We start from the raw sequence: 15,368 nt of genomic DNA, 5'->3' as shown, positions 1-15,368 counted from the left end.
CGCCAGAAGAAGCGGAAGGGGTAATTCTGTATGGTTGAGCGCGGTAGAGTTGGGGAAGTCCCCTCCGCTGCTCATGCCAGGCGCATATGAGAATGCGTCTCCGCGCGACAAGAAGCAGCCAAAGTGCCCGCGCCTTGTGTACCTTCTGCGCGTTTTGCCGGGCCCGACTTGCCCCGGAATTCCGGGGATTCTCCCCAATTCCCCTTTCCACCGTGCCCAGAATTCTCGTCCGATTGACCTGTTGCAGAGGGCAGTTGGGCAGATACATTCAGCCGCGGTCGACGCGTTCCGGCGCAGGGTCTGACCCGGGTCCGCGAAGTGCGGCCCCGCGCAAGGGCCAGTAATAGGGGAGTTAGGCATGGCTCAGGGCACCGTCAAGTGGTTCAACGCGGAGAAGGGCTACGGCTTCATCGCGGTCGACGGTGGTGCGGATGTTTTCGTCCACTACAGCGCGATCCAGATGGACGGGTACCGCACCCTCGAAGAGGGTCAGCGGGTCGAGTTCGAGATCTCGCAGGGCCAGAAGGGTCCGCAGGCGGACATGGTCAAGCTCGCCGTCTGAGCGCGGCGCGATCGGCCACCGACGCACTTCCGTCGAGGGGTCCGCATCCCACTGGGATGCGGACCCCTCGCGCGTGTCCGGACAGGTGCGCCCGCGCGTGCGCCGCGCGTGCGCCGAGAGATGGGTCGAGGGCGGCGGATCCACCTGAGTCGCTTGCACTCGCATGGGTCGAGTGCTAATCATTGGCGTTAGCACTCTGAAGGTGAGAGTGCTACGAGGATCGGGCAGACGAGGTCGCCGACCGAGTGGGGCAAGGAACCACGAGGAGCGCGGGACCGTCCGTCGCGGGCGTCGGCCAGGTCCAGGAGCGTTATCCACCCCATGTCCGGGAGGACCACTTCACATGGCCAAGATCATCGCGTTCGACGAGGAGGCCCGGCGCGGTCTCGAGCGCGGCATGAACCAGCTCGCTGACGCCGTCAAGGTCACCCTCGGCCCCAAGGGTCGCAACGTCGTCCTCGAGAAGAAGTGGGGCGCCCCCACGATCACCAACGATGGTGTCTCCATCGCCAAGGAGATCGAGCTCGAGGACCCGTACGAGAAGATCGGCGCCGAGCTGGTCAAGGAAGTCGCCAAGAAGACGGACGACGTCGCCGGCGACGGTACGACCACCGCCACCGTTCTCGCCCAGGCGCTGGTCCGTGAGGGCCTGCGCAACGTCGCCGCCGGCGCCAACCCGATGGCCCTCAAGCGCGGCATCGAGAAGGCCGTCGAGGCCGTCTCCGGTGCGCTGCTCGACCAGGCGAAGGAGGTCGAGACGAAGGAGCAGATCGCCTCCACCGCCTCCATCTCCGCCGCCGACACCCAGATCGGCGAGCTCATCGCCGAGGCGATGGACAAGGTCGGCAAGGAAGGCGTCATCACCGTCGAGGAGTCCCAGACCTTCGGTCTGGAGCTGGAGCTCACCGAGGGTATGCGCTTCGACAAGGGCTACATCTCGGCGTACTTCGCGACCGACATGGAGCGCATGGAGGCCGCGCTCGAGGACCCGTACATCCTCATCGTCAACTCCAAGGTCTCCTCGGTGAAGGACCTGCTCCCGCTCCTCGAGAAGGTCATGCAGTCGGGCAAGCCGCTGCTGATCATCGCCGAGGACGTCGAGGGCGAGGCCCTGTCGACCCTGGTCGTCAACAAGATCCGTGGCACCTTCAAGTCCGTCGCCGTCAAGGCCCCGGGCTTCGGCGACCGCCGCAAGGCCATGCTGAACGACATCGCCATCCTCACCGGCGGCACGGTCATCTCCGAGGAGGTCGGTCTCAAGCTCGAGAACGCCGGCCTGGACCTGCTGGGCCGCGCCCGCAAGGTCGTCATCACCAAGGACGAGACCACCATCGTCGACGGTGCCGGTGACAGCGAGCAGGTCGCCGGTCGCGTGAACCAGATCCGCGCCGAGATCGAGAACTCCGACTCGGACTACGACCGCGAGAAGCTCCAGGAGCGCCTGGCGAAGCTCGCCGGTGGCGTCGCCGTCATCAAGGCCGGTGCCGCGACCGAGGTCGAGCTCAAGGAGCGCAAGCACCGCATCGAGGACGCCGTTCGCAACGCGAAGGCGGCCGTCGAGGAGGGCATCGTCGCCGGTGGTGGCGTGGCCCTGCTGCAGGCCTCCGCGGTCTTCGAGAAGCTGGAGCTGGACGGCGACGAGGCCACCGGTGCCAACGCCGTCAAGCTGGCCCTGGAGGCCCCGCTCAAGCAGATCGCCGTCAACGGTGGTCTCGAGGGTGGCGTCGTCGTGGAGAAGGTGCGCAACCTCCCCGTCGGTCACGGTCTGAACGCCGCGACCGGTGAGTACGTCGACATGATCGCCGAGGGCATCCTCGACCCGGCCAAGGTGACGCGCTCCGCGCTGCAGAACGCCGCCTCCATCGCGGCCCTGTTCCTCACCACCGAGGCCGTCATCGCCGACAAGCCGGAGAAGGCCGCGGCGCCGGCCGGCGGCGGCATGCCGGGCGGTGACATGGACTTCTGATCCTCGTAGAGGATCGGCGGTTCATCGCTGAACGCCGAAGGGCGGCACCCCGTGGGGGTGCCGCCCTTCAGTCGTGTGCCCCGGATCCGGGCCGGGGGCCGGGGGCCGGGGGCCGGGGGCCGCGGGCCGGGGGCCGGGGGCCGGCGCACGTCGCCCCCCCGGATCCGGCCCGGGGGCCGGGCGTCAGCGCACGTCGACGTAGTCGCCCCGGCCGGTGGAGTCGAAGTGCGAGGCGTCACCGACGTAGACGACGGTGTACGTCCCGTCCACCGAGGTCCGCGCCTTCAGGCTCGCCCTGCCCGTGGCCGAGGTGCGGCCCCAGGCGACGGTCTTCCAGGTCTGGGAGCCCCACGCGGCGAAGCGCAGCTGCACCTGCTGGCCGGCCAGCGGCTTCCAGCCCGCCTGGTCGTGCTGCACCGTGGCCGTCACCGTGATCTCGGCGCCCTTGCGGACGGGCTCCGGCGTGGCGTCCACCGACAGCACCCGGGTGGAGGTCCGGGCCACCTGGAAGGTCCGGCTCACGGACTCCGCGTACATCGACGAGCCGAGGCTGTGCAGCCGGAACCAGCCGCCCCTGGTGGCCACGCCGACGGCGAACGACCGCCGCACATCGGTGGTGATCGGGGTCGAGGCGACCTTCTTCCAGCCGGTCAGCCCGTCCGGGGACTGCTCCAGGAGCACCGTCTGGTCGGTCATGTAGCCCGCCCACGTCTCGTACGGGGAGCGGAACTGGCCCCACGCCGTGAGCCGCCCGTTGCTGTCGAGCCGGTAGGCGACGAGGTTCGTGCGGGTGTCCTTCGGCATGGCGAGCGCACCGTTCGCGTACAGCCCCTCCTGGAACACGCCGGTGCCCCTGACGCTCCATCCGGTGTGGTCCGGGCCCGGAGCGGCGACGAGCCGCGCGGTGAACCGGCCCTCCGCGTCGGTGCGTACGGCCAGCGGAACCCCGCCGCCCAGCAGCGCCTCCAGCGGCTCGTCGGCGACCGGGGAGCCGTCCGCCGGGTCGGTGACCCGGCCGGTGACGGTGACGGTCTCGCCGTTCACCGCGAGCGTCTTGTCGGCGGTGGCGGTGAGGGCCATCCTCCTGGTCCGCACGTCGGCGTCGTCGGTGCGCGCCCCGAGGCCGTGCACCTCGTCGCCGTTCTCGCTGAACTCGGCCCGGTACCAGGCGTAGCGCGTGGTCAGCGGGATCGGAGCGGCGGTGAAGGCGCCGGTGGCGTCGGTCACGGCGGTCCCGATCGCGGTCTCGTCCCAGCCGAGCCGGAACGACACCGAGCGGCCGGGCAGCGGCACCTGGTCGAGGGATCCGGGCTGGATGCCGACCAGGGTGCCCTGCGGGTGGATGTTGCGGTCGGCCCAGGTGGAGACGCCGACGTCGAAGCTGGTCAGGACCGGCCGCAGGGTGAAGTCGAGGGTGCCCGCGTTCGCCCGCGTGACGGTGTTGCCGAGCGAGTCGGTGGCCGTCACGTCGATCGCGTACCGGCCGAGTGCCGGGATGGTGCCGCCGTCCTCGGTGAGCTTGAGCGCCGACTCCTCCGGCAGGGCGAACGTGCCCCGGCTCGAAGGGTTCTCGACGAGCGAGGGCAGGTCGGCGAGGACGGTGTCGCCCTGCCGGACCTTGGCGGACACCGAGGTGACGGTGGCCTGCGGTGCGTCGGTCCACGCGGTCACCCGGAAGGTGCCGCGCTGGGTGTCGACGGTCACGGCCCGTCCGACGCCGACGGTCGGGGCCGGCTCCTCGGCGAGGGCCGGGGCCGCGCCGGCGCCCAGGACGAGCGCCGTGACGAGGGAGACGGCGGAGAGCCGGAGGTCAGCGCGCATCGACATAGAAGTTCCTCGACTCGCTGTAGAAGTAGCCGGTGCGGGGCTGCGTGCCCAGGCCCCAGGTGCCGTCGCCGTAGGTGGTGGTGGTGACGCTGAAGGCGCCGTTGGAGCCGGTGGCGATGTTCTTGGCGGCCCAGTACCAGCTCGGGTCGCCCTTGGGCTTGACGTACAGCGTCAGCCGCGCGCCCGGCAGGGCCTTCCAGACCCCGTTCACCTGCTGCTGCACCACACCCTTGACGGTCATCTTGCCGTTGACCTGCGGCCGCGAGGGGCTGTAGGTGACGTTGACGATCCGGGTGGGGATGCGGGACAGGCGGATGTTCGCGGTGTTCTTGGCGACGTAGCGGTCGCTCTCCGGGTGGTAGATCCGGTAGACGGCGTTGACGTAGCCCCAGGCGCCGAGGTCGTACCAGCAGCCGGTGTCGACGTAGCCGGACTTCATGGTGCGCCAGGTGCGCCCGTTGTCCAGGGAGACCTGCAGCGCGACCCAGTCGGGCTTGGTGTCGCAGTACGTGCTGCCGGCGCCGAGACGCCCCCGCGCCTTCACCCAGCCGTACTCGTTCAGGGTGGTCGTGGCGCTGCTGTACGTGAACTGCTGCGGCACCGCGATGTCCGCGACGTCGTACAGGTGGGTCATCTCGCGGGCGAAGTAGACCGACGGCTTCGGCAGCGTGTACAGCTTGCCCGTCGTGTACTGGACCCGGGCCGGGTAGGCGAAGGAGCCGTCCGCCGCCGTGTCGCCGCCGCCGAGCGGGGCGAGCGCCTTGGTGTACGGGTACGGCTCGGCGCCGGTGGTGACGACCGGGACGCCGGCGAAGCCCTGCCAGCCGGCCTCGGTCAGGCGCTCCACGCGGCCCTGGACGTTGACGTCCGTTCCGGCGGAGACACGGAACCTGCCCGAGTCCGAGGTGATCCGGTACTTCAGCTTCTCCACACCCACGGCGGGGATGCCGCGCGGTGCCACGGGGTCGGTGTCGGCGGCGGCGGACACGACCTCGGCCTTGCCGCCGGTGATCTCGTCGTCCGCGGTGAAGGGCAGCGAGAAGGTGCCGTCCGCCGCGGTGGCGACCGTGGTGGTCCGGGTCTGGGTTCTGGAGAAGGCGTCGCTCAGGTTCAGCGTGACCTTGACCGAGGTGCCCTCGGCGGCCGGGGTGGTCGTGCCCGTGGCCGGGTTCCAGGTGGTGGCCCTGCCGGACAGGACGACGTCCCGGCGGTCGTAGCTGGTGGTCGTGCGGTCGAAGGAGGCGGCGGCGACCCCGGTGTGCAGCCGGTAGGCGAAGGTGCCGCCGGTCCAGCGCTGCACGGTGCCGCCGGGCAGCCGGTACTCGACGGCGAGCGGGTAGTCCCCGAGGGCGGTGCCCTCGGGGAGCCGGATCGGCGCTTCGGTGGTCCAGGCGGAGTAGGCCGTCAGGCCGAGCTCGTCCGTCGAGGCGAGGACGGCGGCGTCCGGGGCGGCGGAGGCGAGGACGCTCACCTTCACCCACAGGGCGTCGCCGGGCAGGCCGACGGTCAGCCGGCCGTCGTCCAGGGTGGTGGTCTGGCTGACGGTCGCCGCGTACGCGGCCGGAGCCGTGACGACGGCGGGCAGGGCCACGCCTGCCGCCAGGGCGAAGACGGTGGCCGCACGCACGAGGGCGTGCGGACGTGTGCGCGTGGTGCGCATGAAAGGGACCCCCCACAGGTCAGAAAAGGCGGTGCACGAGAGGCGTGCGGGCCGCGTGGTACGCACGATATCGCCTGGGGATTGAACATGTTCACTGGATTGCCGGGTAGGCGGGAGTCCTGCGAGCGACAGACGGAGGGGCGATGCTGGGGAGAGAGCCCGGAACGCAATCCCCCGGCCCGGAGTCCCGGAACGGAAGCGGGAGGCGGAGTACGTCATGATCACGCTGCTCACCACACCGGCGGACCGCGAGCTGGTCGTCACCCGCACCTTCGACGCCCCCGTGCGGCGCGTGTGGGAGGCGTGGACGCGCCCCGAGCACGTCCGCGCCTGGTACGGCCTCGCCTCCCTGACCATGTCCGTCTGCGACATCGATCTGCGCCCGGGCGGCGCGTGGCGCTGGGGCCAGCGGACCCCGGAGGGCCAGGAGATCGTCTTCTCCGGCACGTACGAGGACATCGTCCCGGCCGAGCGCCTCGTCTACACGGAGATCTTCGAGCAGATGCCGGACGCCGACCCGGTCCGCGTGATCCTCTCCTTCGACGCCACCCCTGACGGCGGCACCGCCCTGACCAGCACGTCCTTCTGGCCGACGACGGAGATCCGCGACCAGGCGCTGGCGGCGGGGATGGAGACGGGGATCCGCGAGCAGTACGACCGCCTAGCGGCCCACCTGCGCCTCATGGCGTGACGCCCGGACCCGGCCGTCAGGGCAGGTCGTACCGCAGGAGGGCCCGGGCGGCGGGCTCGCCGGTACGGCGGGCGTACGCCATGCGGGCCTTCACCTCGGCGAGGGTGCGCGGCCGGTAACCCGGGCCGCCGCAGCAGGACTTGTGGAAACCGATCCCCGCGTTCAGCACGACGGACAGCGCCCGCCAGGCGTTCCGGTCCCGGCGCGGCGGCGGCGCGAACGCCGACCCGGCATGGATCATCACCCGCGCGCAGCGCGGACAGCGCCGCTCGCGCCATGCGTCGTACGGCTGCTTGTACGAGGCGCGGCACGGCAGACACACGTACGAGGTCTTCCCATGGCCCATGCGGCCAGGTTAGGTGCTCGCGCGCCCGCGGTCGCGGTGAATTCCGGCCCGGCGGGGGAGGGGTCGTGCCTAGGGTGAGGCCATGGAGCTCTCCGCGATCACCCTCGACTGCGCCGACCCGCCGGCGCTCGCCGACTTCTACCACCGGGCGACCGGCCTGCCCCTCCACCCCAGGAACCACGAGGAGTTCGCCGGGGTGCAGCGCGAGGGCGGCCTCCTCCTCGGCTTCCAGCGCGTGACGGACTACGTTCCGCCGCGCTGGCCCGGCCAGGAGCAACCCCAGCAGCTCCACCTGGACTTCGACGTCGACGACCTGGCGGAGGCGGAGGCCCGCCTCCTGGCCCTCGGCGCCGCCCGGCCGGCCCACCAGCCGGACCCGGAGCGCTTCCTCGTCCTCACGGACCCGGCCGGCCACCCCTTCTGCCTGGTACCGCGGCGCCCGCGGGCAGAGGCGGGGTGATGACGGATCAGTCCGTGCAGAGGCAGGGGTCGGTCTCCCAGCCCATGCCCAGGACGTCCTTCAGGGCACCCTGGTAGGCCTGAAGCTCGTCGACGTCGCCCTTGACGTACTCGCCCCAGCCGTCGGCGGTCCGGCCGCGGCCCACCGTGAGGGCGCCGGTGCTCTTCCAGCCGTTGGGCAGGTGGACGGTCGCTCCGGCATCGGTGTAGCTGTCGGTGTAGAGCGTCAGCGTGTCGGTGGCGTCGTCGTAGACCACGGCGAGATGGATTCCCCATCCGCTGCTGCCGGAGGGCATTTCGGCCCGTGCGACGACCCTCTCCGGCGCGCCCGCCTCGTCCCGCTCGGGCACGATCAGCTGCCACGAGTACGTCGTCGGCTCGTAGCGCAGCTTGAATGCGTCGGTGTGCTCACCAGCCTGGGAGAGCACGGTCATCGGTCGTGTGGCGTCCTCGTCGGCGATCCGGACGCGGACGCCGATGGTGAAGCTGTCGCCGGTGTCCACGACGGGGCCGTCGGTGGCCGCGTAACCGGTGTCGCCGTCCAGCCGCAGGTTGCCCTCGCCGACGAGCGGCGGCCGCTGGTAGGTGCAGTCGGGATCGATGTCGGGAATGCAGCTGTCGTTCGTGTTCCGGTAGATCGTCGCGCCGGGCGTGAGCTTCAGCGGCGCGCCGCCGTTCTGCTCGGGCGTGGCACCGTCGGCCTCGGTGCTGAACGACCAGTGGCCGAGGAGCTTCGGCTTGCGACGCGCGAGCTCGGACACCTCGGCCGGCACCACGAGCCGGTCGTACACGCGGACGTCGCCGAGGGCGCCGTTCCAACGGTGCTTGTAGCCGGTCTTGGCGCGGATCCGGCCGATCTGGAAGGCCCCGTCCGAGGCCGTGGGCGTGGCCTTGGCCTTGCTGCCGACCTCGTGGCCGTTGACGAACAGCTGGGCGTAGCCGGTCTCGGTGTCGTAGAGGCCGAGCAGGTAGGCCCATTCCCCGACCTCGGGGGCGCCGCCCTCGATCTTGGCGTCACCGACGGTGAAGCTCCAGCGGGCGGTTCCGGCGACCGGGGCGTCGAGACCCAGCGAGTACGCGGCTCTACCGGTGGAGTCCTGGCTGGCCACGGTCATCGGTCGGCCGGTCTCCGCGGGCCGTACCCAGGCGCCGACGGCGAAGGTCTTGGCTGCGTCGACAGCAGGGCTTCCGGTGGTGAGGTAGGCGTGGCTGCTGCCGTCGAGGGTCGCGCCGGTGGTGAGTCCGGTACCGAAGGGCGCGGGGCCGCCGAAGGTCACACCGCTGCCTGCCTCGGCCGGCTTTCCGGTCTCCGCGGCGGCCGTGGTGGAGCCTGCTGGGTCGGCGAGTTTCCACTCGGCGACCGGCGCGCTCGCAGCCTTCACATAGAAGTTGTAGGACGTGGGAGGGCTCATGCGCCCGGAGCGGTCCCGGGCCTCCGCGTAGAGCCGCTGCGAGCCGTGGCGCTGAGGAGCGAAGCGGATGGTGGCCGGTCCGCCCAGCTCGGTGGGGCGGACTGTGCCGGTCGGCCCGCCTTCGAAGGTGTATCGGTATTCGGCGACGTCTGACGAGGGCGAGTCCATGGTGAAGCTGCCGTAGACGCCGACGCCGCCCACCCACCAGGTCTCCGCCGGGTATTCCGGCGAGCTGATGACCGGGGCGGCGGGGTTCTCGTCGTCGTAGACGAACCGGCAGGCGGCGCCGGGGGAGTCGGAGCTCCAGGCGCCGTTGACGGTGCCGTCGTTGGCTCGGACCCGCCAGGACACGATGGTGTCGGCCGGGATGTCCGACGGCGCGGTGACGCGATGAAGCTGGTCCGTGTATTGCGGGTACGTCGTGAGCGTGCGGCGTTGCTCGGCACCGGACGCGTCCGTCCACCAGACCTCGAACTCGCCCGTGACCCTCTCCGGGTAGCCGAGCCGGTCGTCCTCGGCCGGGTCGGACAGCGTGGCCGTGAGGACCGGCGGCTGGCCGGTCCAGGTCGGCTCGTCGCCGGTCGCGCACGGTTTGAAGTTCGTCTGCAGATCCGCGATTCGCGGCTGGTTCGGCGGCAGGTTGTCCACCGCGTACGCGGTGCCGGGTGCGGCCGTCCCCACGACCGCGGCGAGGCAGCTGCCGAGCAGCACGCCTCGGACACCGGTTCTTTTCATCACTGACAAGGTCCCTCCCCTATGGCTGCTCGAACCTGATGACGGTTCGAGCGCCAGGAGGCTAACAGCGGCCGCTGACATGATCCGAGCGAGTTTCGGCGGAGCGGCAGCGCTGCGGAGGAGACCCTTTCAGCGCGTCTTGGTGGCCGGGGCGCACCTCGGCCCTGCGTCAGCGGGCAGACCCCGTCGGCCGGCGGAAGAGGGCCGTCCAGAGGAAGGGTTCGCCGAAGTGGGGGGAGTCGGCGGGCTCGTCGTGCATGCGGCGGAGGGAGCGCTCTTCCCAGGGGGCGAAGATCTCGCGCAGGGCGTCGGCCGTGTAGGCGAGGCCGCCGTGGAGGGAGCCGTCGCGGTAGAAGGCCTCGTCGGGGAGTTCGGAGCCCATGCCGCCCGGGCCCGCGGCGAAGCACGTGAGGGCGAAGTGGCCGCCGGGGGCCAGGTGCCGGGCGAGGAAGGCGAGATACGTGACGCGGCGGTGCGGCGGCAGGTGGTGGAAGCAGCCGGAGTCGTAGATCAGGTCGTACGGGCGGCCGCCGGCCTCCGCGTCCCCGTCCGTGCCCAGGTCCATCGCGAAGGCGTCGCCCCGCAGGAAGCGGATGTTCTCCAGGCCCGCCTCCCGGGCCCGTTCCCGCGCCCACTCCAGGGCGCCGGGCGAGAGGTCCACCGCGTCCACGGCGAAGCCGCGCGCGGCGAGGTGCAGGGCGTTGCGGCCGGGGCCGCAGCCGAGGTCGAGGGCGCGGCCGCCGGTGGGGAGCAGGCCCCGGTCGAGGTGGTCGACGAGGTTCTCGTCGGGCTTCGGGACGAAGAACGGGACGGGCCGTTCGCGGTCGTCGTAGAAGCCCTGCCATTTGTCGGCGTCCGCGGCGAACAGGCCGTCCAGGAGCCGGAGTACGTCTTCGGCTGTGCGGGTCGTGCGGTCCACTACAGGTCCCCTCCCGGGTGGCTTCCGTGTGAGGCAAACGCTACGGGAGGAGAGGGTGAAAGCCCAGGTCAGAGGCGGTGGGGTCAGGCGCTGGGCGGGGGTGTGCCGGGCGTTCTCGGGAGGGGCGGCCACCCCCGTCCGGGGGTGCCGGGCGGGGGCCTGGAGGGGGCGTGGAGCAGCGCCTCAGGGGGTCTGCGGGCGGAGGTGGAGCAGGTTTTCGCGCGTGTTCCGGCGGGACCACGGGGCGAGTTGGGCCACGCCCCACGCCACCTCGACGCCCAGGAACAGCCACACCACCGGGGCCGCGCCGTGCGCCAGCGCGTACGCCTGCCAGCTCGTGAACAGCACGCGCGCGACACCGTCGAGGAGGCCGTACAGGGGAAGCGGGCGCAGGACGCGCAGGAGCGACCAGACGAGCACCACGGAACCCATCAGGTTCGCGTACAGGACCGTCATCCGGTCCGCGGGGCCGCCCAGCGCCAGGGCGTCGTGCAGCAGCCGGTACGTCCACGGGGTGGCGAAGGGGGCCGTGACGACGAGGTCGTACCAAGCGCTCGCTCGGACGACCCGTGCGTAGGAGGAGGAAGAAAGGAGCATGCCCGCGACGCTAGACATGGGACCACGCTCCAAGGTCAAGTCCCTTGAGGAGACGCATGCTCATCGGCGAACTCGCCGCCGCCACCGGTCTGGCCCGCGACACCATCCGCTTCTACGAGAAGCGCGGCCTCGTCAGCGGGGAGCGCCGCGCCAACGGCTACCGCGACTTCCCGCCCGAGTCCGTGCCCTGGCTCCAGTACGTCCGCACCGCCCAGGCCCTCGGCTTCTCCCTGGCCGAGATCGCCCGCCTCGGGGAGGACCTGCGCGAGGCGCCGGACTGCGCGGAGCGGCTCTCCGCGCTGTTCGAGGACAAGATCCGGATCATCGACGCGCGCATGGACGAACTCTCCGCGCTGCGCGCCGATCTGGTGGCCCGGGTGGACACCGGCTGCCCGCTGCGGGCGGCCACGTGACGCCGGTGCGCCGGAGGTCGTGACGCCGGGTCAGGACGGGTCGGCGGGCGGGGCCATCAGTTCCGGTGAGCGGCCGGAGCGGCGCAGCGCGTCCGCCACGAAGCCGGTCGCCTTCAGTTCCTCCACCGTCGCGCGCAGGAAGGCGACCGTCTCCGGGGCGCGGGCCACCGTCGTGCCGACGGCCTGGCGGATCTCCATGAAGCGCTCCTCGATGAGCCGGAGCTCCGGGTGCGCCGCCACATAGGCCGTCATCGGCTGGCGGATGCCCGCGCCCGCCTCCAGCCCCTGCTCGACGAAGACGTCGACGCCCTCCGCGCCGCGGACCGGCGTCGCGTGCCGCAGGGCGCGGGTGAGGTGCAGGTCGTACGCGGAGCCCGCCTTCACGCCGACGCGGACGCCAGGGGCGTCCACGTCCTGGGGCGTCCTCAGCGCGGAGTCGCGCGGCACCGCGTACACGCCCTCGATCACGACGTACGGGGCGGTGAACGCGACCTCGGCCTCCCGCGCCGGGTCCACGGCGAGGAAGCAGAGGTCGGCCCGGCCGGTCGCCATCGCCTCGTAGGACTTGCGCGCCGCGTCGAAGCACAGCAGCTCCACCGGCACGCCGAGCCGGGCGCCGATCTCGCGGGCGAGGTCGACGGTGATGCCAGCGGGGGCCTCCGGGGTGCCCTGGGCGAGCACCGGGTTGCCGAGGTTGACGGATGCGCGCAGGGTCCCGGTCGGGGCCAGGTCCGCGACGAGCGCGGCGTGGGCGGCGGCGGTTCCGGCGGTTCCCGCGGTGCGGGACCCGGTGGGCGCGTCGGGGGCGGCGGCGTGCGCGGCGTCGGCGTCGGTCATGCGGCGGAGTCTAGGTCGTGTCCTCCGGACCAGGCAGGATCGGGGGCCGGAGGCCCGGGCCCGGCGTGATCGGAGGACCCGGCTCAGACAGCCGCCGCCCGGTGCACCCCGTCGAGGAGGGCCAGCTCCTCCTCGCTCAGCTTCAGCGCGCCCGCGGCGACGTTGTCCGCGAGGTGGCCGAGGTCGCCGGTGCCGGGGATCGCGAGCAGGTGCGACCCCTGGTGCAGGGTCCAGGCGATCCGGATCTGCGCGGGGGAGGCGTCGTGCGCACGGGCCACGGCCAGCAGCTCCTCCGCCTCGGCCCCCGCCTTCGCGCCCGTCTCACGGCCGGCGGCGGCGATCGCGTAGAAGGGGACGAACGCGATGCCCAGCTCGCCGCAGCGGCGCACGAAGGCGTCGTACTCGGGGCGCACCCCGATCCCGTACATGTTCTGCACGCACACCACGGGAGCGATCTCCCGGGCCTCGTCGAGCTGTTCGGGCGTGACGTTGGAGACGCCGAGGTGGCGGATCAGCCCGGCCTCGCGCAGCTCGGCGAGGGCGCCGAAGCGTTCGGCGACCGAGTCCGTGCCGAGGATGCGGAGGTTGACGAGGTCGAGGTGGTCGCGGCCGAGCTGGCGCAGGTTCTCCTCGACCTGGGCGCGCAGCTCCCGCGGGGTGCGGGCGTGCGGGACCCACGCGCCGGAGGCGTCGCGGGAGGGGCCGACCTTGGTGGCGAGGACGAGGTCGTCGGGGTAGCGGCCGGAGGGTGCGAGGGCGCTGTTGATGAGCTCGTTGGCGGAGCGCAGCGGGGAGAAGTAGAAGGCGGCGGTGTCGATGTGGTTCACGCCGAGCTCGACGGCCCTGCGCAGGACGGCGATCGCCTGCCCGCGGTCCCTCGGCACGGCATCCTCGACGAGGGCCCCGCCGGTCTGCGGCAGCCGCATGGCGCCGAATCCGATGCGGTGCACGGGAAGGTCGCCGAGCGTCCAGGTACCCGCGGCGGAGGCGGGAGAGGGGACCGGGGCGGCGGAGGAGGCGGGGGAAGCGGCGGAGGGGGCGGGGCCGGACGTGGGAGCGGGGCCGGAGGGGGAGGCGGGAGAGGCGGGGGAAACGGGAGAGGCGGGAGAGGTGGGGGAGGCGGCGGGGGTGATCTGATCTGCGGTCATGACGGGGATGATCTCCCGCCGGCCGTGCTCGTGCCAGCGGCTTTGTCCGGCCGTACGCTGCGACGGGCGTGATCGTGAGTCTCACCCACCGCGCGCCCCGGCACGCCTCGCCCGCCCCGTGCACCTCGCTCACCCTGCCCGCCCCGGCATGCCCACCCCGCCCGGCATGCCCCACTCGACCTGGGCACCCCGCCCGCCCCGGGCCCCCACCCGCCCCCGGGGGCTACCCCCACCGCACACGTGCGTGCCTGCCGGATGGGGAGCTGACGTCAGGTCAACCATGCTCTGCACATGACGACTTCCGCAGGTATCGCGCTCGCTCTCGCTCTCGGCTCCGCCACCCTCGCCCCCACGGCGACCGCCGCCCAGGCCGCCCCCGTGGCCCCCGCCGCCCCCGCCCTGAGCTGGTCCGCGTGCGGCACCGCGGCCCTCGGCCAGGAGTGCGCCACGCTCACCGTCCCGCTCGACCACGCCGACCCCGCCGGGCGCCAGGTCGGGCTGGCGGTGTCCCGGATCCGCAGTGCCGACCCGGCGGCCCGGCGCGGTGTGCTGTTCGTGGTGCCCGGCGGGCCCGGCGGGTCGGGGGTGCAGCGGCTGACCTCGAAGGGGCCGGCGCTGGTGAAGGAGCTGGGCGGGACCTACGACCTCGTGGCCCTCGACCCGCGCGGCGTGGGCGGCAGCATGAAGGCGGGCTGCGGGCTCGCGCCGGAGGACCGGCACCTGGTGACCCTGCGCAGCTGGCCCGACGCCGACGGATCGATCGACGCCGGCGTCGCCCGGTCCCGCCGGGTGGCCGAGGCCTGCGCACGCAACGGCGGGGCCGAGCTGCGCAGCCTCAGCACCGCGAACCAGGTCCGGGACATGGACCGGCTGCGCGCGGCGCTCGGCGAGGAGAGGCTGTCGGCGTGGGGCGTCTCGTACGGCACGTACGTCACCGCCCAGTACGCGCAGAAGTTCCCGCGGCGCACCGACCGGATCGTCCTCGACAGCAGCGCCGACCCGAACCCGCGGACGGTCGCCCAGGGCTGGCTGCGGGGCATGGCGCGCGGCGCGGAGGACCGCTTCCCCGACTTCGCGGCCTGGGCGGCCCACCCGGACCGCGCGGCGGCCGGGCTGCGGCTCGCGGGGACGCCCGAGGAGGTCCGCCCGCTGGTCCTGGACCTGGCCGCCCGCCTGGACCGCGAGCCGAAGCCGACCACCACGCCCGGCGTGCCGCTGACCGGCACCCTGCTGCGCCAGGCCCTGCAGAACGCGCTGTACTCCGACTCCGCCTTCGAGGGCTTCGCCCAGCTGGTCCGGCAGGCCCGTACCCCCGGCGAGACGCCCGTGCTCCCGCCGATGCTGGCCGGTCCGATGCCGGACTCCGACGCGGCCGTCACGGTCGGCGTGATCTGCAACGACGTGAAGTGGCGGGGCTCCGTGCGCTCCTACGAGCGGGCCGTCGCCGCCGACCGGGTCGCGCACCCGCTCACCGCGGGCATGCCGTTCAACATCACGCCCTGCAGCTTCTGGAAGGGCGGCCCGGTCGAGAAGCCCACCCGCCTCACGGCCGACGGGCCCTCGAACATCCTGATGATCCAGAGCCTGCGCGACCCCGCCACCCCGCACTCCGAGGGCCTGAAGATGCGGGTCGCCCTCGGCGCCAGGGCCCGCCTCGTCTCCGTCGACCACGGCGGCCACGGCATGTACCTGGGCAACGGCAACGCGTGCGGCGACCGGACGGTCACCCGCTTCCTGCTGACGGGTGAGCGTCCGGCCGCCGATGTGACGTGCTGAGGCGGGAGCCCGGTGACCGA

14 protein-coding genes are annotated in these 15,368 nt (G+C 72.5%); 6 read left to right on the top strand and 8 right to left on the bottom strand.

Going from position 1 to position 15,368, the window contains the following annotated elements; translation table 11 throughout:
• The first annotated feature begins 358 nt into the window (after positions 1-358).
• Positions 359-562, top strand: coding sequence for a cold-shock protein (locus tag ACIRQF_RS22370; RefSeq protein ID WP_005315736.1), 204 nt, complete (start codon positions 359-361; stop codon positions 560-562).
• 343 nt (positions 563-905) lie between these two features.
• Positions 906-2,528 carry a chaperonin GroEL gene (gene groL / locus ACIRQF_RS22365; protein WP_376632840.1) on the top strand — a complete coding sequence of 541 codons (1,623 nt, stop codon included), beginning with the start codon at positions 906-908 and terminating at the stop codon, positions 2,526-2,528.
• Positions 2,529-2,711: 183 nt separating this feature from the next.
• Here groL and ACIRQF_RS22360 read toward each other — a convergent pair whose 3' ends face one another.
• Positions 2,712-4,349, bottom strand: coding sequence for a hypothetical protein (locus ACIRQF_RS22360; protein WP_404094364.1), 1,638 nt, complete (start codon positions 4,347-4,349; stop codon positions 2,712-2,714).
• Complete coding sequence (locus ACIRQF_RS22355; RefSeq protein ID WP_404094361.1) at positions 4,339-6,015, bottom strand: hypothetical protein; 1,677 nt, start codon at positions 6,013-6,015, stop codon at positions 4,339-4,341. The genes ACIRQF_RS22360 and ACIRQF_RS22355 overlap by 11 nt, the downstream gene beginning before the upstream one ends.
• Before the next feature lie 217 nt (positions 6,016-6,232).
• Between ACIRQF_RS22355 and ACIRQF_RS22350 the strand changes: the two genes are divergently transcribed.
• On the top strand, positions 6,233-6,706 hold the full coding sequence (locus ACIRQF_RS22350) for an SRPBCC domain-containing protein (RefSeq protein ID WP_404094359.1): 474 nt from the start codon (positions 6,233-6,235) through the stop codon (positions 6,704-6,706).
• A 16-nt stretch (positions 6,707-6,722) separates the two neighbouring features.
• Here the strand turns inward: ACIRQF_RS22350 and ACIRQF_RS22345 are convergent, their stop codons facing one another.
• Complete coding sequence (locus ACIRQF_RS22345) at positions 6,723-7,052, bottom strand: deoxyxylulose-5-phosphate synthase (protein WP_376632848.1); 330 nt, start codon at positions 7,050-7,052, stop codon at positions 6,723-6,725.
• 82 nt (positions 7,053-7,134) lie between these two features.
• Here ACIRQF_RS22345 and ACIRQF_RS22340 point away from each other — a divergent pair, with 82 nt between their 5' ends.
• Positions 7,135-7,512: a VOC family protein gene (locus tag ACIRQF_RS22340; RefSeq protein ID WP_403519521.1), complete on the top strand. Its 378-nt coding sequence runs from the start codon at positions 7,135-7,137 to the stop codon at positions 7,510-7,512.
• Between the two features lie 7 nt (positions 7,513-7,519).
• Here ACIRQF_RS22340 and ACIRQF_RS22335 read toward each other — a convergent pair whose 3' ends face one another.
• From ACIRQF_RS22335 to ACIRQF_RS22325, 3 genes are all read right to left on the bottom strand, one after another.
• Complete coding sequence (locus ACIRQF_RS22335) at positions 7,520-9,658, bottom strand: LamG-like jellyroll fold domain-containing protein (RefSeq protein ID WP_404094356.1); 2,139 nt, start codon at positions 9,656-9,658, stop codon at positions 7,520-7,522.
• A 169-nt stretch (positions 9,659-9,827) separates the two neighbouring features.
• Positions 9,828-10,577 (bottom strand): class I SAM-dependent methyltransferase, encoded by a 750-nt coding sequence (locus ACIRQF_RS22330; protein ID WP_404094353.1) that lies wholly within the window; start codon positions 10,575-10,577, stop codon positions 9,828-9,830.
• Between the two features lie 183 nt (positions 10,578-10,760).
• The gene (locus ACIRQF_RS22325; protein ID WP_404094350.1) at positions 10,761-11,174 is read right to left on the bottom strand and encodes a hypothetical protein; all 414 of its coding nucleotides are present in this window, start codon (positions 11,172-11,174) and stop codon (positions 10,761-10,763) included.
• A gap of 56 nt (positions 11,175-11,230) precedes the next feature.
• Between ACIRQF_RS22325 and ACIRQF_RS22320 the strand changes: the two genes are divergently transcribed.
• Entirely contained in the window at positions 11,231-11,587 is a 357-nt protein-coding gene (locus ACIRQF_RS22320; protein WP_404094348.1) for a MerR family transcriptional regulator, read from the top strand.
• A gap of 30 nt (positions 11,588-11,617) precedes the next feature.
• On the opposite strand, the gene ACIRQF_RS22315 is transcribed toward ACIRQF_RS22320, so the two are convergent.
• Complete coding sequence (locus ACIRQF_RS22315; protein ID WP_404094345.1) at positions 11,618-12,424, bottom strand: transporter substrate-binding domain-containing protein; 807 nt, start codon at positions 12,422-12,424, stop codon at positions 11,618-11,620.
• A gap of 83 nt (positions 12,425-12,507) precedes the next feature.
• The gene (locus ACIRQF_RS22310) at positions 12,508-13,572 is read right to left on the bottom strand and encodes an aldo/keto reductase (RefSeq protein ID WP_404094343.1); all 1,065 of its coding nucleotides are present in this window, start codon (positions 13,570-13,572) and stop codon (positions 12,508-12,510) included.
• A 291-nt stretch (positions 13,573-13,863) separates the two neighbouring features.
• Between ACIRQF_RS22310 and ACIRQF_RS22305 the strand changes: the two genes are divergently transcribed.
• Positions 13,864-15,348 carry an alpha/beta hydrolase gene (locus tag ACIRQF_RS22305; RefSeq protein WP_404094340.1) on the top strand — a complete coding sequence of 495 codons (1,485 nt, stop codon included), beginning with the start codon at positions 13,864-13,866 and terminating at the stop codon, positions 15,346-15,348.
• The last annotated feature ends 20 nt before the right edge of the window (positions 15,349-15,368 follow it).

It is taken from the genome of Streptomyces sp. NPDC101191 (assembly GCF_044767915.1).
Lineage (GTDB): Bacteria > Actinomycetota > Actinomycetes > Streptomycetales > Streptomycetaceae > Streptomyces.
The sequence above is the reverse complement of the archived record's forward strand: the minus strand, read 5'-3'. Positions and strand labels throughout refer to the sequence as shown.